This is a genomic window from Pseudomonas mandelii (assembly GCF_900106065.1).
Taxonomy (GTDB): Bacteria; Pseudomonadota; Gammaproteobacteria; order Pseudomonadales; family Pseudomonadaceae; genus Aquipseudomonas; species Aquipseudomonas mandelii.
The window spans coordinates 4,731,972-4,750,402 of sequence record NZ_LT629796.1 but is presented as its reverse complement, the minus strand read 5'-3'; the positions used below and the strand labels follow the sequence as shown (position 1 = coordinate 4,750,402).

General features: G+C 55.5%; 19 protein-coding genes. 7 read left to right on the top strand and 12 right to left on the bottom strand.

What is annotated here, in order from left to right:
• Window positions 1-4: 4 nt before the first annotated feature.
• The 6 genes from BLU63_RS21920 to BLU63_RS21895 all read right to left on the bottom strand — a co-directional run bounded on the left by BLU63_RS21920 (window position 5) and on the right by BLU63_RS21895 (window position 7,344).
• A complete protein-coding gene (locus BLU63_RS21920) occupies window positions 5-1,108 on the bottom strand; it encodes a hypothetical protein (RefSeq protein ID WP_010456273.1) in 1,104 nt (367 codons plus the stop codon).
• A complete protein-coding gene (locus tag BLU63_RS21915) occupies window positions 1,108-2,328 on the bottom strand; it encodes an MATE family efflux transporter (RefSeq protein ID WP_083376197.1) in 1,221 nt (406 codons plus the stop codon). The genes BLU63_RS21920 and BLU63_RS21915 overlap by 1 nt, the downstream gene beginning before the upstream one ends.
• Entirely contained in the window at window positions 2,325-3,437 is a 1,113-nt protein-coding gene (locus tag BLU63_RS21910; RefSeq protein WP_042932696.1) for a polysaccharide pyruvyl transferase family protein, read from the bottom strand. The genes BLU63_RS21915 and BLU63_RS21910 overlap by 4 nt, the downstream gene beginning before the upstream one ends.
• A gap of 14 nt (window positions 3,438-3,451) precedes the next feature.
• Window positions 3,452-4,534 (bottom strand): glycosyltransferase, encoded by a 1,083-nt coding sequence (locus BLU63_RS21905; RefSeq protein WP_010456278.1) that lies wholly within the window; start codon window positions 4,532-4,534, stop codon window positions 3,452-3,454.
• Between the two features lie 96 nt (window positions 4,535-4,630).
• A complete protein-coding gene (locus BLU63_RS21900; protein ID WP_083376196.1) occupies window positions 4,631-6,859 on the bottom strand; it encodes a polysaccharide biosynthesis tyrosine autokinase in 2,229 nt (742 codons plus the stop codon).
• A gap of 44 nt (window positions 6,860-6,903) precedes the next feature.
• Entirely contained in the window at window positions 6,904-7,344 is a 441-nt protein-coding gene (locus tag BLU63_RS21895; protein WP_042932693.1) for a low molecular weight protein-tyrosine-phosphatase, read from the bottom strand.
• A 306-nt stretch (window positions 7,345-7,650) separates the two neighbouring features.
• On the opposite strand from BLU63_RS21895, the gene BLU63_RS21890 reads away from it, so the two are divergent.
• On the top strand, window positions 7,651-8,616 hold the full coding sequence (locus BLU63_RS21890) for a glycosyl hydrolase family 5 (RefSeq protein ID WP_083376195.1): 966 nt from the start codon (window positions 7,651-7,653) through the stop codon (window positions 8,614-8,616).
• Between the two features lie 25 nt (window positions 8,617-8,641).
• Here the strand turns inward: BLU63_RS21890 and BLU63_RS21885 are convergent, their stop codons facing one another.
• Window positions 8,642-9,025, bottom strand: coding sequence for a hypothetical protein (locus tag BLU63_RS21885; RefSeq protein WP_010456286.1), 384 nt, complete (start codon window positions 9,023-9,025; stop codon window positions 8,642-8,644).
• A 340-nt stretch (window positions 9,026-9,365) separates the two neighbouring features.
• On the opposite strand from BLU63_RS21885, the gene tal reads away from it, so the two are divergent.
• Window positions 9,366-10,292, top strand: a complete 927-nt coding sequence (gene tal / locus BLU63_RS21880) for a transaldolase (protein WP_010456288.1) — start codon at window positions 9,366-9,368, stop codon at window positions 10,290-10,292.
• A gap of 112 nt (window positions 10,293-10,404) precedes the next feature.
• Here tal and rssC read toward each other — a convergent pair whose 3' ends face one another.
• Both rssC and rssB read right to left on the bottom strand, forming a co-directional pair.
• Window positions 10,405-10,887, bottom strand: a complete 483-nt coding sequence (rssC, locus tag BLU63_RS21875; protein ID WP_007935262.1) for an anti-sigma factor antagonist RssC — start codon at window positions 10,885-10,887, stop codon at window positions 10,405-10,407.
• On the bottom strand, window positions 10,887-12,068 hold the full coding sequence (gene rssB / locus BLU63_RS21870; protein WP_010456296.1) for a two-component system response regulator RssB: 1,182 nt from the start codon (window positions 12,066-12,068) through the stop codon (window positions 10,887-10,889). Before rssB ends, rssC begins: the two co-directional genes overlap by 1 nt.
• Before the next feature lie 276 nt (window positions 12,069-12,344).
• Here rssB and BLU63_RS21865 point away from each other — a divergent pair, with 276 nt between their 5' ends.
• Window positions 12,345-12,644, top strand: coding sequence for a PilZ domain-containing protein (locus BLU63_RS21865; RefSeq protein WP_010456298.1), 300 nt, complete (start codon window positions 12,345-12,347; stop codon window positions 12,642-12,644).
• 61 nt (window positions 12,645-12,705) lie between these two features.
• Here BLU63_RS21865 and BLU63_RS21860 read toward each other — a convergent pair whose 3' ends face one another.
• Window positions 12,706-13,395, bottom strand: coding sequence for an MlaA family lipoprotein (locus BLU63_RS21860; RefSeq protein ID WP_010456300.1), 690 nt, complete (start codon window positions 13,393-13,395; stop codon window positions 12,706-12,708).
• A gap of 200 nt (window positions 13,396-13,595) precedes the next feature.
• Between BLU63_RS21860 and BLU63_RS21855 the strand changes: the two genes are divergently transcribed.
• Together BLU63_RS21855 and BLU63_RS21850 are read left to right on the top strand one after the other, a co-directional pair.
• Window positions 13,596-14,216, top strand: coding sequence for a phosphatase (locus BLU63_RS21855; RefSeq protein ID WP_077748234.1), 621 nt, complete (start codon window positions 13,596-13,598; stop codon window positions 14,214-14,216).
• 109 nt (window positions 14,217-14,325) lie between these two features.
• Window positions 14,326-14,589 (top strand): DUF4404 family protein, encoded by a 264-nt coding sequence (locus BLU63_RS21850; protein ID WP_008151367.1) that lies wholly within the window; start codon window positions 14,326-14,328, stop codon window positions 14,587-14,589.
• Between the two features lie 172 nt (window positions 14,590-14,761).
• Here BLU63_RS21850 and queF read toward each other — a convergent pair whose 3' ends face one another.
• Window positions 14,762-15,592: an NADPH-dependent 7-cyano-7-deazaguanine reductase QueF gene (gene queF, locus BLU63_RS21845; protein WP_077748233.1), complete on the bottom strand. Its 831-nt coding sequence runs from the start codon at window positions 15,590-15,592 to the stop codon at window positions 14,762-14,764.
• Window positions 15,593-15,653: 61 nt separating this feature from the next.
• Entirely contained in the window at window positions 15,654-16,178 is a 525-nt protein-coding gene (gene copI / locus BLU63_RS21840) for a copper-resistant cuproprotein CopI (RefSeq protein WP_010456308.1), read from the bottom strand.
• A 155-nt stretch (window positions 16,179-16,333) separates the two neighbouring features.
• On the opposite strand from copI, the gene BLU63_RS21835 reads away from it, so the two are divergent.
• Complete coding sequence (locus BLU63_RS21835; protein WP_010456310.1) at window positions 16,334-17,014, top strand: heavy metal response regulator transcription factor; 681 nt, start codon at window positions 16,334-16,336, stop codon at window positions 17,012-17,014.
• Complete coding sequence (locus tag BLU63_RS21830; protein WP_083376194.1) at window positions 17,014-18,363, top strand: heavy metal sensor histidine kinase; 1,350 nt, start codon at window positions 17,014-17,016, stop codon at window positions 18,361-18,363. Before BLU63_RS21835 ends, BLU63_RS21830 begins: the two co-directional genes overlap by 1 nt.
• The last annotated feature ends 68 nt before the right edge of the window (window positions 18,364-18,431 follow it).

Genomic DNA, 18,431 nt, shown 5'->3' with positions numbered 1-18,431 from the left:
AACCTCAGCGCTGAACGCTCGATTCAACCGACTCGGGTTTCTTTGAGCGCAGCTGCAATCCCAGCCCCAGAAACAGCACCGGAACCACCATGGAGAAATGTCGGGCAAACGAGCCGAAGTCAGGCTCGAACAACCCCTGCACCAATAAAAAGGACAGAGGGATCGCAATCAGCTCTTTGACTTTCGGCTCGATGGTTGAGCCCTTGTAGTGACTCGACGTCATCATTTTGAACATCAGTAACGAGGTCATCATCATCAGGACGACGAATATGATCTGCCCCAGGCCGGAGAGCAGGATCAACTCCACCGGGAAAGACAGCCTGAAAAAGATGCTCATCGAGTCCACTGCCTGGGACACGAAATCTCCGCCGTTAATCCATGAAACGATCAATGACTTCGAACCTTCTTCACCCAAAGTCCGCTGTTCATTGTTACTGGCGCGAATGGATGAAACCGAATAGCCGACCAGCAACTGAATGGCCGTCGCGATCACCAGGTAGAACATGAACAACATCACGAAAAAGCTGAAACGCGATACATGCTTCTTCATCACGCACACACCGACCCAGACCAGCGAAAACAATATCCAGTAGGGCCGGATCAGCACACCGTAAAACAGCGCCGAGAGGAAAAAACCCGCGCGGTAGCGTTTCGAAAAGGAGAAAAACAGAATGGCGATCACCGCCACCGAGACAATGATTTCCTTGGTCAGGTTATCGAGAAAAAACGACCTGACTACCCCCCACAGGCACAAGGTCAGGAAGATCGTTATCGGTATTCTTTTGAAGATGAAGATCGGGATAGAGGTGAGAAACAGGTTGCACAACATCCCGTAGGCCCACGCATTGGTCAGGTTGATACCGGTGGGACGCAGCAGGTAAGCGGAGCACTCATAAGAGGACCGGTCTGGTGAAAACGGATTCCAGAAATTGCAGTTGTCTGAACGAACGTATGACGTCCACAAGGTCATCGCATCCGGGCCAGGATCGCGGTGCATCAGCAGCGGCATCGCAATAGACAGAAAAAGACCACACAGCAGAATCAGGAATGAAATGGGTGAATCGAGTTTTCTTCCGCGAAACTCTATGGACGGTAGCGAGATGGCCATTACCAGGCCCCCTTTGACCGGGCAAACCTGGTCAGCAAAGCAATGACGGCCAACTGCACCGTGATCGAAAAGACATTGCCCCACGCCGCGCCATAAATTGAGTAGTGCTTGATGAGCACATAGCTGACGGGCAGTGAAACCGCCAAACAGATCGCTGCACTGGCTAACGAAACCCGACTGTTCTTCGAGGCAATAAGACCGCCCCAGACGATATCGCCGACGGCGCGCAGGGCAAAAGAGAAAATCAGAATCGCTAAAATCCGGTTATCCGGACGCGGGACTGCTGCGTCCACATAATCGAGCAAGATATTGAAGAAAGCATAAATCAGCACAGCCACCGCGCAGGAAACCATCAGGGAGCGCAGCACCCATTGATTAACGAACAATTGCCGGACCGTCAGCGCCTGCTGGCTATTTTTATAACGCTTGGCGAGCACGGGAATGCCCACCACCGCAACAACAGCGTAGGACAGTGCTTGCAACGTGTTGGCGGCAGACCAGGAGTAAACGTATTTGCCGAGGCTGGCATACGGTTCAATGTCCAGAATCAGAAAACGTTCAGCGTACTGACTTAATGCGATCAGCCCGCCTCCCAGATAAAAGGGCAACCCTGCTCTCCAGACCGAAACCGTGGTGACTGCACTGACGCCCCGGCCCTTATGTACGTCAACCACAATGAAGTAACCGGCCACGATGACCAACAGGTTGGTGGCCACCCATAACCAAAGCACATTGGCGATGGTGGACACTACGCCGGTCATCAGTCCGCCCACGGCAAGGAGCGCCCAGAGGCCGGTCTTGATGAAAAACAACAACGCGCCCCAGTTGGCCTTTTGTGCGGAAAAGACAAACGAGTTTATTTCGAAGGACAGATGCTCGGTGAGCAGCAACAGCGTGACGCACGCGATCAACGCGGCACTCGCCTCAACATCACTGAACAGTGAGTAGAGCGCGACCGTGACCACCGATAACAACAAACCAACGGCCAGGTACAGAATCAGTACCTTATCAACGACAAGCTTCGTACTGCCCCCCACGCTGATCAGCCGGTTGATTTCAGAACTGAATCCGACGCTGTAAAACTTGGAAGCAATCAATGAAGCGGCCACCACCACCCCGTAGAAACCCAAAGCCTCATAACCCAGGTAATGCGTGATGGCCAACACCAGCAAGAACTTTGCGCCTAAAGCACCTCCGCGTAGCAACAGCCGAAATATCATCGAACAATCCCTTTGATGATCGTGTCCATCAGCTCCGTTTTGGCTTCGATTTCTTTGCAGGTGTCCGTCAGTTTTTTACCGAATCTGGACAACGCATTCGGCGCGTAAACAGTGTCGATGATGGTGTCGACATTGATGTCCCCGCCGTTGATCACCCAATCTTCCACGCCCATATCCTGATAGGCGCCAAAACCTTTGCGTTCATAGCTGATATGAAACGCAGGCACGCCGGCGAGCAGAGACTCGATGGCTCCGTGCAGCCTTACGGAAATGACCAGGTCGGGCTGATACTTGGACAGGGTCGCCTTCAAGGGCAAGAGATCCTCGGTAATGCCAAGTTCCCGATAGAACGCCCCGTCATCGTTGCCACGAACGGCGCTTTGAACAGCGCAGACCACTTTGCTTTTCGCCCTTAGTCTCTTCAAAAGAAGCTTCAAGTTGGCAACGTAGGCGATCTTTTTCTCTTTGCTCCATTCCGGCGGCTTGCGTAAAACCACGCAGACCACGGCCGGCGATGACGCACAGCGGGTGAACTTGGGTTGCACCAGAATCTTTTTCGCCAACGCCTGGACCGCCAGGTCTGGCGCTCGATAGACATTTTCATTGGATTGGAAAATGGCCGACGACCTGTTGTCACGGACAAACACCGCATCGGCACTGGCGTAGTGTTTTACGATCGCGCTGCTTTCACCGTGGAACGGGCCGATACTTTGCGGCAGGTAAACCGACGGCACCTTACTCAAGATCGCCGTTTCGAGCTGTTTGGCATGGCCCAGTTTTAGCTTGATGTGTTCAAAGGCGCTCTTTGACCGCATGTACCCACCGCCCACCCCGACGATCAGATCGCTGGTGCTCAAGAGGTCGGCGAGTGGCGCGTAAGACTGTTTAAGGAAAACCGCTTCCTTCACGCGTCCCAATCCTTTAGCCGCCATGACCGGCGCGTCATACCGCTTATAGGGAAGGTAACTAAATGATTGGGGGTCTGACGCAACGACATTGATTAACGTGTCAGCACCAAAGTTTCGCAGCACCAAGGCGATTGCCAAATCCACCAGGAGGCCATCACCGGAATTGGATGCACTGTAGCCATGCAAAATAGTTACGTTCATATCTTGATATCTACTTAATAAGTTTGAGCGGAATACACGTCATAGGTTTTCTGGATCATCAGCGTTGCGCTGAACCGTTCGCGCACCCGCTTGCGGCTTTCGGTGCCGAGTTCCAGCAACTTCTGTTTCTTGATGTTCACTAAGATGTTACTGAGCGCCTGGTGATCGCCCGTCGAAAATATGTAGCCCGTGACGTTGTGCGTGACCAGTTCAGGGAGCGAAGTGCAGTCACTGGCAATAACGGGCACGCCCATGGCCATGCCCTCAAGGGGAACCATGGCAAAACCTTCCCAGCGGCTGGGGACAATCAGGGCATCGGCGGTTTTATAGAGGGCATTGACTTCGGCCGGGGTCACCCAAGGCAGGTATTCAACAGCGTCAATGACGGGGCACTCTACCGGTTCCTCATTCACCGCACTGCCAACCACAGTCAGTTTCAAGTCGGTGCGCTCAACTTCCGTGAATGCCTTGAGCAAGACATCAAAGCCCTTCTGATAGTCCAGTCGACCCACAAATAAAAGTTGAATATCCGTGCACTGACTGGACAGGCTCTCATCGTTTTTATAATGAATGCCGTTGTAGATCAGTTTCATACGGCGGCGGTCGATACCAAACGAGGCCGCTTTATCCAGTTCATACTGGCTGACACAGATAATGACATCCGTGACTTTTTGCAAAAGCCGCTCAATCAGAGAATACACTTTCTGTTTGGCAGGAGAACTTTCCATCAAGAACGAAAACGCATGCGGGCAGTAGATGATTTTCGGAGACCGCCAAGGCCGCAAGATTAAACACACACATCGGCCAATGACCCCGGAAAACGTGCTGTGCAAGTGCACGACATCCGGTTTTTCCTTGAAGATCACTCGAATGAGTTGCCAGGCAAAGCGCAGCAGGGAGACGACATCTCTCTTGTTTCGGGAGAAGGTCCTGATGTCTTTTTCATCAATGCCATGCAGTTCTTTCTTCTGGTCGAACGGAATCAAATACACCAGTTCATACTGCTGGGCGTCGCCCTTGGGAGGGGTTGATATCGTCCGGATGACCGTCGCAACGCCACCTTTAATCGTTTCCGCCACATGTAGTATTTTTTTCACAGTTCACCCAACTCCATTATCGTAGTCGCAAGGCGACAGGGACCGGAGAATGGTGAGTCCACTCTCAGTCCATGACCTGGCAAATAGAACCCGCATTTACGACTTGTCAGAGGCGTACTCGTAGTTGTAATAGCCATAACTGCCATTACCGTAATAGCTGGACGCTCGCTTCTCGACACCGTTAAAAATCGCGCCTTTCAATTCGATGCCGTTTTGAGCAAACCGACGAATCGTCAATTCGATCTCTTTGGCCGGATTGACGCCGAAGCGCGTCACGATCAGATTAATGGCGGCTTCACGTCCAACGATGGCCGCATCTGTCACGGCCAGAAGAGGTGGCGTGTCGATGATTACCACGTCGTAGAGTTCACTCAGTTCAGCGAGGAGTTCTCTGAAGTTGGCATGCATCAACAGTTCGGACGGGTTGGGCGGTACTTGTCCCCGACTGATGAAATGCAGGTTATCGACTTCGAGTTTATTGATCGCTTGCTCGATGCTGCAGCGCTTGGTCAACAGATCGGACAAGCCATTGCTGATCGGTGTCGCCAAGGTCTTGTGCAGATGACCTTTGCGCATATCGGCATCGATCAGTACGACCGTCTGCCCACTTTGAGCGATGACCGCGGCCAAGTTGGAAGAGACAAACGTCTTGCCTACCTGGGGACTCGGACCGGAGATCATGATCCGGTTGTTGGTGGCATCCAGCCCTGCAAAATGCAGACAGGTCCGCAAGCTGCGGATCGATTCGATGGACAGGTCCGTGGGGTTACGCAGGGCCAATAAGAAAGACTGGCTGTTGGCTCCGTCGCCCTGTCTGACTTTTTTAGTATCTTCTTCTTGTTGCAGGGTGCTGTAAGGAATGGAGGCATAAACCGGCAGCCCCAGTTGCTCGATGGCTTCCGGCCCTTCGAGTCCTCTGCTCAGCGATTTACGCACTAACACCAGCGCTACACCGACAAAGCCACCCAGCAACGTCGCAATCAATACGATCAGGGCTTTGCGCGGTTTGACCGGGGTGGTGATGTCGACGTCCGCCGTATCAATCAGCCGCGCATTGCCGACCGCCCCGGCCCTGACAATGTCCAGCTCCTGGGATTTGTTCAGCAACTGGGTATAAATCTGTGTCGCCACTTCCACATCACGGGTCAGGTTTAACAGCTCCTGCTGTGTCGCCGGAAGTCCTTGGACTTTCTTTTCCAACCCTTGTCGCTGTTTGTTCAAATCCCCCATCTGCGCCATCAATGCGCGGTAGGCCGGATGCTCCCGGGTGAACTTTCGGTCCATGTCGGCTTGCTGGAGTTTGAGATCCGAGATGCGCGTATCCAGCACCACCATCTGTTCCAGCACAGACTTGGTTTCGAGGGAGATGTTGACTGTATTTCCGTGGGTCTGATAGCTGTTCAGCGCGTTGCTGGCCTTGACCAGATCGTCTTTGACTTGCGGGAGTTGCGCCTGCAGGAACTCAAGGCTCTGGGCCGCCTCGGCAGAGGTGCGTTGCACATTCTGCTGCACATAAAGCCTTGAAATCTTGTTGAGAATCTTCACCGCCAAGGTGTAGTCGGTGCTGGCCAGGGCCAGACTTATAATGCCCGACTCTTTACCTTGCTCGGATACATCGAGGGCGTCCTGGTAATTCTGAATGGTGACAATGCGTGGATTGCGCACGACTTCGAATTTAGTGCCCGGATTCGCGGCCATGCTCGCGATAAGGACTTCGACACCCTCCTGTGCGATGGCTTCGCCTGTGGCACCTTCGGCCAACAAACCGCCGTTGTCATCGTAGAGCTTGAATCGATTGCGCTCTTCGGCGACCAACATCAATTTCTTGCCCAACAGTTCAGCCGGCAGATCGAGCTGTTCGATATAAAGGCGCTCGCCGCCCCAGGCATAACTGTTCATGCCAAAGCGTGGTAGCGAGACACTTTCCGCAGGGCTGCTTTTATAGCGCCGAGCAAGAAAGCCGCCGATAACGGGAAAGGTGTTGGGCGTAATCACAATATCAAGATGCAGATCATCGACCGTTTTACCGATAACCGCACGAGACTTGATAATGCCGATCTCGGTAGCCGCCGGTGATTGTCCACCGAGCATGCTGCTGATATCCGAGAACCCCAGCATGTCGTTCTTTTTCGGCTCGACCTGGACCAGGGCGTTCGCCAGATACACGGGCGGCGATAAAATCGAATACGCGGCACCGGTCACCATGAACGCCCCGGTGATGGCACCTATTAACCATTTATGGTCAATCAATGTGCCTAATAAACCGAGCAGATCAATCTCGTCTCTGTCTTTATCCCGGGTGCTGACTACTGACGGTAACTGCATAAGGTCTATTCTTTTACCATTATTACTAATCTGAAAATCATCCATCAACGTCCGAGGCGCTGCGCCCATGAGCAAACGGCATCTTCAATCAATGCATGGGCATGGACAAACGCAGCTTTTCCTTGACGATACGGGTCCTTTATTTCGCGTTCACTCTGCCACTTCCCCAGAAGAAACACTTTGCCCCTGGCGTGTGATGCAATCTTTAGTACGCCCTGTACATGCTCTTTTTCCATGACTAGGATGAGGTCTGATTCATTGACAATGGCAGGCGTAATCTGCCGCGCTTTAAACCCTTGGTCTTCGTGACCCTGTTCTTCAAGAACCCGAAGTGCGTCGGGCTCCATAGACTCACCCACCCGCGCGTTCAATCCCGCGGAGGTCACTGAGATACCTGAAGGTTGCAGCGCATGGCGAAGCAACAGTTCAGCGGTCGGGCTTCGGCATATATTGCCGACGCAGACCACAAGAATCTTTCTGAACAAGGCTACTCTTCCCGTGTAGTGTCGATTCGGCCCACGTATAGCGAGGCTATAAGTGAGCCAACAAGACCGTCCCGCATTCAGAGTGGGATCCATCATGAAAATACTTTCGTATTAAATACCACGACACACAAAAAACGCCCAACCAGAAAACCGGACCATAAATAACACTCACGATAGGAAAGTTATTTATCCGACCAATATTAACAATGGACGTCTGGGCGGGAAGATTAATGGTATCGCTGTATTAACTGACTAATGCTATGTTCCCCTGCCCTCTACTCTGGACGACTACAGGAACTGCCCGTTATGCCCTCCATGTGTTTTCGACTGATTGCCACTTCAACGCTATTTATACTTGGCGTCTTCAGCCCTGTTTACGCCAGTCAGGCTTTTTCAGCGCTGGCCCAGGACAACAAGACAATAGGCGTTCAGGTGAAGATCCAGAATTTCTCGACCGCCGACGCCCATGAGATCAAGGCGTCAGGGTTTGGATTCGTGCGCTTTGGCGTATGGACGAACAGCCTGGGTAACCCGGCGTATCAACAACACATCAGTGAAGCCTTCGCAGCGGCCAAATCCGCCGACCTGCCAGTATTGATGACCGTTCGCTCCACCAAAGCGTTAACCCACAAAACGCAAAGCAGTGGGATAGATCTCGCCGCTGCGGGAGATTCATTCGCCAACTCGGTGATCGGTCTGGAAAACGCCTTCAGTACGCAGCTTGTCGCCATTGAAATCTGGAATGAACCGGACTTGCCAAAATACTGGCCTACCCAGGATTTTGAAGTAACGTTTGTGCCGTTCATGAGCGCAGTGTGCAACGCGTTACAAAAGCGGGATCACTCAACACCCCTGATCGGCTTTGGATTCGCGAAGGCGCCCACCAAAGACTCCAAGGCGACCGTCGCACTGACTGAGATTCTGAGGGAACACCCACGGTGCCTCAGCGCTGTTTCTTATCACCCGTATGGCATGTCGGGCACCGAAATCAGCCGTACTCAAGCGTTTATCCTTGATAACTTCCATGTGCCGGGGGTCATTACCGAATGGGGAGTGCCATCGCTCAGTTCCATCGGAGGCACCGCCGGACAAGCATCACGCATTACAAGATTTATCTCGGACGTCAAAAAACTGAATATACCGCTGACATCCCTTTACGAATGGAAAAACAGCGACTCTGGCAGCAATGATCGCGAGCGAAGTTTTGGATTAAAGTCGTCCGATGGAACATCAAAACCTGCGGAAGCTGCCGTCAAAATGTTATTGAAGTAGCCCTGATGAATGACCGCGCCCACCATCAAACGGCGCTTTTATTAATCCACTCTGCATAACTTGCGGCGTCCATTGCCAGCGACTCTTCCACCAGCACCTCGAACAATACGGCTTGCGCTTCAAACCGCAGGTCATGTTTGGACTTCTGTGAGTCGCTCATTTGTTCCAGCAACACGCGAGTGACTTGGCTGGGCATGCTGTGTTTCACGCGATTGAGCCAAGCGGGAATTTTCTTTGCGGCTTTCACCCTTCCCATTTCAACCAGACCCGTCATATTGTCCGGATGGTTCTTCTTTGATGCGGCCATCAGCGCTTCAAATACTTCGGTCAATTTTTTCAAGACATAACCGAGAATAATGTCATCAAAGGCCTCCACAATTGCAGACACCCGCTCACCTTGTGAAGTCATTTCCCCATCCAATACCTACATTTATCCGCGCCACATTACACGCCATCCGAGTGGCACTAATTGACATCTTATAACGGCTGAACCTGACCCTTTTTAACACCCGTTGGCGTGCGAATGCAGGCATGCCAGCTCAGGCGCCAGAGTTGCCATAGAGCCGTCAACGGTCAGTTGCTTTGAACCTGCGCGCGGTTTTGGCATCGTATTTACCGAGACCCGCGCCCCACCTTTCAAACATCCGTTCTCCGGTTGTTGCCAACGGGGCCACCGATACGTACATGCGCCCTTGAGTGGCTGTCAGCGCTCGGGTAATGTCATTAGACCCATAGGACAGAGCACGCCCATGACTTCCAAGCTGGAACAACTCAAACAAATGACCACCGTAGTTGCCGACACCGGCGACTTCGAAGCTATCGCTCGCGTAAAACCCGTCGACGCTACCACCAACCCTTCCCTGCTGCTGAAAGCGGCGGCCATTCCCGGTTATGCCGAGTTGCTGAACGCCTGCGTCCACGACTGCAAGGGCGATGTGGGCCTGGCCAGCGACCGCTTCGGCGTGGCGGTAGGCCAGGAAATCCTGAAGGTTGTACCGGGCCGCATTTCCACTGAAGTGGATGCACGCCTTTCGTTCGACACTGACGCAGTATTGAAGCGTGCGCACCGTCTGATCGAGCTGTACGACAAGGCCGGCATCGGCCGTGACCGCGTGCTGATCAAAATCGCCTCCACCTGGGAAGGCATTCGCGCCGCCGAGAAGCTTGAAAAGGAAGGCATTCAGACCAACCTGACGCTGCTGTTCTCGTTTGCTCAGGCGGCGGCATGTGCTGACGCCGGGGTGTTCCTGATTTCGCCGTTCGTAGGCCGCATCTACGACTGGTACAAGAAAGCCAACGGCAACGACTACACCGGCGCGGATGATCCGGGTGTGCAGTCGGTGACGCGTATCTACAACTACTACAAGGCCAATGACTACAAGACCGTGGTCATGGGTGCGAGCTTCCGCAATCTGAATCAGATTGAGCAGTTGGCCGGGTGTGATCGCCTGACCATCAGCCCGGACCTGTTGGAAAAGCTGGCGGCAGACACTGGCAAGCTGGAGCGCAAGTTGGCCCCGGGGCATGCGGGTGAAGGGCGCTTGAGCCTGAATGAAGCGCAGTTCCGCTGGTTGTCCAACGAGGACGCGATGGCGACCGAGAAACTGGCGGAGGGGATTCGTCAGTTCGCTCGCGACCAGGAAAAACTCGAAGCACTGCTGCAAGCCAAGCTGTGATCTAGTCCAGCGCAATGCAAAAAGGGCGACCCCTTACAGGGTCGCCCTTTTTCATGCTTTGGATTCGGGGATTCGCGATGGAGCCCGCCTTCCCTACATCCCTCTCAGGGGATCAATGGCGCTCTAAAGCATTCACCAGGTCATGGAAGGCTTCACGATTGGAGTCGTTCAGGCCCATGAGGATTTTGTGTGCCTCGAGCACTTTGATCCGCACGACTTCCTCGGACTGATCCTGGTCTGGCAGGTCGGTCAGGCATTCAGGGCACGGGATCGGGCGGTCAACGATGTTGAACACTTGCTCGAAGCCCATGGACTGCAGCAGACGGGTGATGTCTTCGTGGGTGGTGACGACGGTCGGCAGCAGGCCGACCTTTTGCCGCGACAGGATCGACAGTTTGGCCAGCAGGCCCAGGGTGGTACTGTCGATGCTGCGGGTTTCGGTCAGGTCGATCACGATCGCGTTGAAGTTCAACGCGGTGAAGATCCGCTCAATAGTCGCATCCAACGCCGAACACAGGGTCAGGCGAACTTCACCGACGAACTTCAGGACGAAGGTGCCATCCTGCTCGGCGAACTGGATTCTACCGGTACTCATTAAAGATTCCTGCTCAACACCAACAGGGCGATATCATCCGGCATCTCCCCTAGCGTGGCCAATCCAAAAACCTGCCGCAGACCATCCAGGCTGCCGCCCGCTGCCTTGACCCGTTGGGGCAAAGCCGCTTCTTTTTCTTTGAGTGTAGGTTCTGGCAAAAGGTCCAGAATGCCATCGGACATCAGCGTCAGGCTGAACGTCGGCGGCAGTTCCAACACGTGGTCTTCATAGGTGGCTTCATTGAAGAGGCCCACCGGCAGACCACGACCTTCCAGATAACGAACACTGTCTGGCGTGTACAACACAGGCAACGGCAAATGACCACCGATGCTATAGGTCAACAAACCTGTCTCCTCGTCGATGACACCACCGACCATTGTGACGTGTTTACCCAGCTTACAACTGATCAGGCCTCGGTTGATATGACCAAGGACCTCTGAAGGCTTGAATTCTGGCAATGTGCCGCTGCGCTTGGATTCGAACAGCAAGCGCGTGGTCATGAACTTCAGCAGCACGGTGACGAAGGCTGAAGAGGCGCCATGGCCGGAAACGTCGGCCAGGTAGAAGGCTACGCGACGCTCGTCGACCCGAAAGTAGTCAACGAAATCACCCGACAGGTACAGCGACGGGATGATCTGGTGGGCGAACTGGAACTCGTCGATGGTCCAGGGGCTGACCGGCAGCATGTTCATCTGCACCTGGCGACCGGCGTTCTGGTCTTCCTGGAGCAGGTTCAAGCTGGCGGCGAGTTCGCGGTTGGCCTTTTCCAGCTTCTCGCGGTAGCGCTGGTTCTCCAGCAGCAGGCGCGCACGATCCAGGGCACGGCGCACAGAATGCTCGAGCACAGCCAGATCTTCGAGAGGCTTGATCAGGTAATCCGCCGCACCCAGGCGCAAGGCCTCGACCGCGTCGTTCATCACGCCGGCACCCGAAACCACGATCACCGGGGTTTGCGGCGACAGCTCGGTGACCTGGCGAATGAGTTCGAGTCCGCCCATCTGCGGCATGCGCAGATCGCAGATGACCAAGTCAGGCTTGTCTTGCTCGAATACCTGAAGACCCTGCTGGCCATTGCTGGCTTGCAGGACACTGAAACCACTGTCTTCCAAGTAGGCCGCGAGGCTCGCGCGCACTACTTCGTCATCATCGATTATCAGCAGCGTGGCACTGGTTTTTGGCATGTGGGCAAACGGCGCCAGAATTAGGTTGGCGTAGCAGGCACGGGGTTTAGCCCGGCTCACACTACTGGATTCGCTTTCTAGCCTCTCTGTCGCACCGTTATCGGGCATTTGCCCTACACACAGGTACACCAGAGGTGCCCTTCTAAGGCGCAGACGGTACTCCCATCCGCGGGGCGTTTCAAGCTCACGCCGATGGTCGCTTGACGTCTTTACTTGTCAAATCACCGGGAGTTATAAGAACAGGCAAAACCGTAACCCAATGGAAGGATGAAGCCCATGAGTCAAACCGATCGGGACTACAGCGAAAAGCGCGATTTCATCCGCATGCGGGTCGATGCCGATGTGTCGCTGATTCACGAAGGCGATGAGGTGCCAGCCGTCTGCATCGACCTTTCCAGCAGTGGCATGCAGGTCGAGGCACCCCGCCTGTTCAAGGTCGGAGACCGGCTCAGCGTGCGCATCGATTCCGATCACGCAGCGCTCAAAGGCCTTGAAGCCGACACCGAAGTGGTCTGGGTGAAGGAACAGGACGGTGGCAGTCAGAAACTCGGGCTTACAATCTTGAAGATGAAATAAGCCCTGATCCAAACGAAAGAAGGCGGCCAATCGGCCGCCTTCTTCATTTCACGGGTAGAGATCAAAAATCGTCTTCGACCTGGCCGTCTTTGACCTTGAACTCGCGGTTCTGCAAATACGCATTGCGAATGAACGTGTATTTGTCGCCAGTGATCAACTTCTCGCTCGACAGCAAGCTGGCGCGGGTGTCGACGATGTTCAGGCCGAAGATCGAGTTACGCACGGGCACGTCGTTGATATAGCGATACGGGCCGGTGTAGCCGTCGACGTACTTGGATGGCGCATCACGCAACGTGCTTGGGCCCAACAGCGGCAACATCACATACGGGCCGCTGCCCAAGCCCCAGTAACCGAGCGTCTGGCCGAAGTCTTCGTCGCTACGATTCAGGCCCATTTTGGTGCCGACGTCGAAGAAGCCCAGCAGGCCGAAGGTAGTGTTGAAGATCAGACGCGCAGTATCGACGCCAGCCGCGGCCGGTTTAGCCTGCAAGACGTTGTTGGCAAGGTTGGTGACATCACCGACGTTGCGGAACATGTTGTGAATGCCGTCTTCCAGAAACTGCGGCGTCACGAACTGGTAGCCTTGAGCGATTGGCTTGAGTGCATAGGTGTCGACGAAGTCGTTGAACTGGAAGATTGGACGGTTGACGCTTTCCCAAGGGTCTTCTTCCGTGGCAGCCTGGGCTGCGAACGGAACCAGCAACACGCTGGCACACACACAAAGCTGAGCTAGACGATTGCTCCAGCGCATAGAAAACTCCTTGGATTGTACTGGCATGGGCACTTGGCCCAGGCGATAAGCTGGCTAGTATAAGACGGAAAAGCCGGTTTAGGGCAGCCTCGCGCGTGAGGACTTACAGATGATTCGTCCTGACTGAGCGCGCTTCACATCAGTGTCATGCAACTGTCACCGGCAACACATAGCCTTGTCGTTATTTCAGGGACGTTGATATGCCGCACGCCGAAGCCTTGCCCGTTGCCGCACCCAGCCTGACCGCCGTACTGTTCGGGCTCAGCGGTTGCCTGGTGGATTTCGGCGCCCGGATGCGCCAGCACGATACTCACACACCAGCGCATGCCGAGGTCACCCCCGGCGCGCTGGACAGTCTGAACAGCTTGCAGCGCCAGCAGATTCCTTGCGCCTGGCTCGACGAGTTGCCCCCCGCCCTCACCCATTCGCTGGCCGGCGCCCTGCCTGCGTGGATCAAACCTTCGCAACACCCCGCAACACTCAATCCATGGCCGGCGCCGAACGCTTGCTGGCAAGCCTTGATGGCATTGAATGTCGAACGACTCGATGGTTGCGTGCTGGTCAGTGGCGAACCGCGACTGCTGCAATCGGGACTGAATGCCGGGTTATGGACGATCGGCCTGGCGTCCTGCGGTTCGCTCTGCGGGTTGGCGCCCAACGAATGGCAGGCCTTGAGCCAAAAGGAGCGCGAACACCTGCGTGGTAAAGCGACCGTGCAGTTGTTCAGCCTGGGTGTGCATTCGGTGATCGATCACCTCGGCGAGCTCGACACCTGCCTGGCGGACATCAGCCTGCGTCGGCTCAAGGGCGAAAAGCCCTGATCGAGATCATGCAGGTTGCGCGGGAGTGGATTAATCTAAAGGCAAGCCATAGACCTTTGGCACGCTGCTGCGGTCTATGCCAGTGCCTATCGATAAAAGGAAGAACGCCATGCCTGCCCGCGAACTGCAACAACAGCTCAATACTCTGCGCGAGCAATTGGAACAGAATCCGCCGCTGACGGAAGCCGAGCGCGAAGACCTGCACGCGCTGATGCAACAGATCGAACTGGAGCTTGAGCTCGAAACCAAAACCCAGGACTCCAGCCTCGCCGACAACGTAAACCTTGCCGTCGAGCGCTTCGAAATCGAACACCCTACCCTTGCCGGCACCTTGCGCAACATCGTGCAAGCCTTGGCCAACATGGGGATCTGAATACGCCAGATGCAAAAAAGCCCCGCCAGTGATGGCGGGGCTTTTTCATACCTGGGAATCGCACTGCAATCCCTTGTAGGAGCGAGCCTGCTCGCGATGACGGCAGCACATTCAACATCGATGGTGCCAGACACTCCGCCATCGCGAGCAGGCTCGCTCCTACAGGAGTATTTTACTGACGGACCAGACGATGGTTCGGCAGCTGCACGTCTTCAGTGCTGCGATACGGGTTGATGTCCAGCCCACCACGCCGCACATACCGCGCATACACCGTCAACCTCTCCGGTTTCAACAACCGCTGCAAGTCGAGAAAAATCCGCTCCACGCACTGCTCGTGAAAGTCCGAGTGCTGACGGAAGCTCACGATGTACTCCAGCAAACTCGCGTGATCCAGGGCCGCGCCACGGTATTCAACCGCCACGCTGCCCCAATCCGGCTGACTGGTGACCGGGCAGTTGGATTTGAGCAGATGACTGTGCACGCTCTCTTCGACAATGCGCGAATCATCGCAACGCAGCAGCTCCGGGCGCGGATGTTCGTAGTTGCTGACGCTGATCTCCAGATCATCGATACACACACCCGGCAACGCCACGACGCCTTCGGCTTCGACATCCTTGAGGCTGCGAATCCGCACGCCAACCGGCTTGCCGGCAGCGGCCGACAGGTCTTTGACCAGCGTCGCTTCAAGGGTCGCGCTATCGGCAAACGGTGTCTGGTTCAACGAGTTCAGGTACAGCTTGAACGACTTCGACTCGATGATGTTCGGCGAATCCGCCGGGATGCTGAATTCGCCAATCGCCACCACCGGCTTACCGGACGGCAACAGCCACGACAGCTCGAAGCAGTTCCAGAAGTCCACACCCTTGTAAGGCAGGGTTTGCGCCGTCAGGCCCAACTCGGCCCATTTCGCGGTGCGCGGGATCGGGAACAGCAAGGACGGCGTATAAGTGGCGATGTATTCGCTGGATTTGCCCAGCGGCGAGTGTTCGGCTGCGGGATGCATGGCGGAAACCTGACTGAAGAATCAGCGGATTCTACCAGCCTTTGCGCCGGCCTTTGAGTGCTTACTGACTGACAGTCAGTTTGCCGACCATGCCCGCCTGGTAATGGCCTGGAATGTTGCAGGCAAATTCCAGGTTGGTGGCCTTCGTGAAGGTCCAGGTCAGCTCGGCCGTTTTTCCCGGCTCGACGAGGACACTGTTCGGGTCATCGTGCTTCATCATCCCGTGATCCATGCCTGCCATCGAACCGTGGTCCATTTCCTTCATGCCTGTAGGCGTGAGCATGCCGCTCTGCTGCATCTTCATCATTTCCTGCTGATGACGGGCATGCATCGCCGCATCGCCGAGGTTGAATTCGTGCAACAACTGGCCTTTATTCACCAGCACAAAACGAATCGTCTCACCCGTTTTGATATCGATCGCCTTGGCCGTGAATGACATGTCATCCATCACCACCTCGACACTTCGGGTAGCCTTGGTTGCCGGGGCCGGCTGACCGAAATCCCGGGGCTGCGCCGACGAGGCCCACACTGGCGAGCTTAACGCCAACAAACACGCGGCCAGCCCCTGATATTTACGCAAAAACATAGTCGTACTCCAACAAGATAAGGTTCAGCCTGTGGAAAACTCTAAACTGTCGCCACTGCCCGCGACCTGACAGCCAAATTACAACTTTGTCAGGTTGGTCTGTATCAACGCTGCCCACGGTATAAAGCCTTCGTTCCACTTGCCTCGAGTTGCCCATGAAGCTGCTGATCGTCGAAGACCAACCGAAAACCGGCCACTACCTGCGCCAGGGCCTGACTGAGGCCGGTTTCAACACCGAACTGGCGGCCGACGGCATCACCGGCCAACAACTGGCCTTGAGTGGTGATTACGCGTTGTTGATCCTTGATGTGATGCTACCCGGTCGCGATGGCTGGCAAATCCTGCAGGCGGTGCGTGGCGCCGGTCTCGATACACCAGTCCTTTTTCTGACGGCGCGAGATGCGGTTGAGGACAGGGTCCACGGCCTCGAACTCGGCGCAGACGATTACCTGGTCAAGCCGTTCGCCTTTTCCGAATTGCTGGCTCGGGTCCGCAGCCTGTTGCGACGCGGCAGCGCTTCGCCTCAGGAAACCAGCCTGCAACTGGCGGACTTGCGGCTGGATTTGATCCGCCGCCGGGTGGAGCGCGGCGGTCAACGCATCGACCTGACCGCCAAGGAGTTCGCCCTGCTGGAAATGCTCCTGCGGCGCCAGGGTGAGGTGCTGCCCAAATCACTGATTGCCTCCCAGGTCTGGGACATGAATTTCGACAGCGACACCAATGTCATCGAGGTCGCGATCCGCCGTTTGCGCCTGAAGATCGACGATGAATTCCCCAACAAGCTGATTCATACCGTGCGCGGCATGGGTTATGTCCTTGAAGAGCGACCTGCCTGATGCGTCGACTCTCGCTGAGCAGTCGCCTGGCGTTGCTGTTTGCGGCCTGTACCGCCGTGGTTTCATTGTTTGCCGGAGTGTTGTTCAGTCGCGCCAGCGAGGCGCACTTCGTCGAACTCGATCAGCAGTTGCTGGACGGCAAACTGATGGGTTTACGCCGCGCGCTGCATGACGTTCAGCCGAGTGAAAGCGAAGTCAGACTGACGGATGAACTGAGTCGGCAGGCCGACCTGTCGCTGCGAATCACTGGCAGCGATGGCCAGCGCTGGTATGACAGTTCGGCGCACCTGCCCCGGGAATTACCTACCCAGGCGGGTTTGTCCACGGTGAGTAGCGAAGGTACCGACTACCGCGTCCTCAATGCTCCGTTGTATCTCGACAAACCTGACTCACCGCAACTGACCTTGCTGCTGGACATCACCCATCACCAGCACTTTCTGCAACGCATGCAGCGCCTGATCTGGATGACCGTCGGCTTGTCGGCGCTGGCCACCGCGTTGCTCGGTGCGTGGGCGGCACGCAGTGGTTTGCGCCCGTTGCGACGCATGAGCGCGATCGCCAGCGGCGTTTCAGCGCAATCGCTCAATGCCCGGCTGCCCGACGAGAATATGCCGTCGGAGCTCGAGGAATTGGCCCACAGCTTCAACGCCATGCTCGGACGCCTGGACGACTCATTTCAACGGCTCTCGGCGTTTTCCGCTGACATCGCCCATGAGCTGCGCACGCCGTTGTCGAACCTGCTGACCCACACCCAAGTCACCCTCACCCGCCCTCGGCCTATCGAGGACTACCGCGAAGCGCTGCACAGCAACCTCGAAGAACTGCAATGGATGGCGCAACTGGTCAACGACATGTTGTATCTGGCCAAGGCTGACCATGGGTTGTTGATGCCCAAGCGCGAACCGCTGGAGCTGGCGGGAGAAGTGGATCTGTTGCTGGAGTTTTTTGCGCCGTTGGCGGAGGACGCGCAGGTCAGGTTGAGTCGTGAAGGCAGTGCGCGCATGGAGGGAGATCGCAGCATGTTGCGTCGGGCACTTTCCAATCTGCTGGACAACGCGTTGCGGTTTACACCAGCCGAAGGCGAGGTTCGGGTGCGGATTGTCGATCAGGTCAAAGCCTTGAGCTTGACGGTCGAGAACAGTGGGGACGGGATTGACGGGGCGTTGCTGCCGCGATTGTTTGACCGGTTTTATCGGACCGATCCGGCGCGCCAGGAAGGCAGTAGTGAACATGCGGGATTGGGATTAGCGATCACTCAGTCAATCATCCGCGCCCATGGCGGACAGATTCATTGCGAATCGAATGATGGGTGGACGCGTTTTGTGATTGAGTTGCCAAAGGGAGATTAAGGCCAGCAGAGCCGGCCCCATCGCGAGCAGGCTCGCTCCCACCGTGACCGAGTTGAATCAGATCCAAT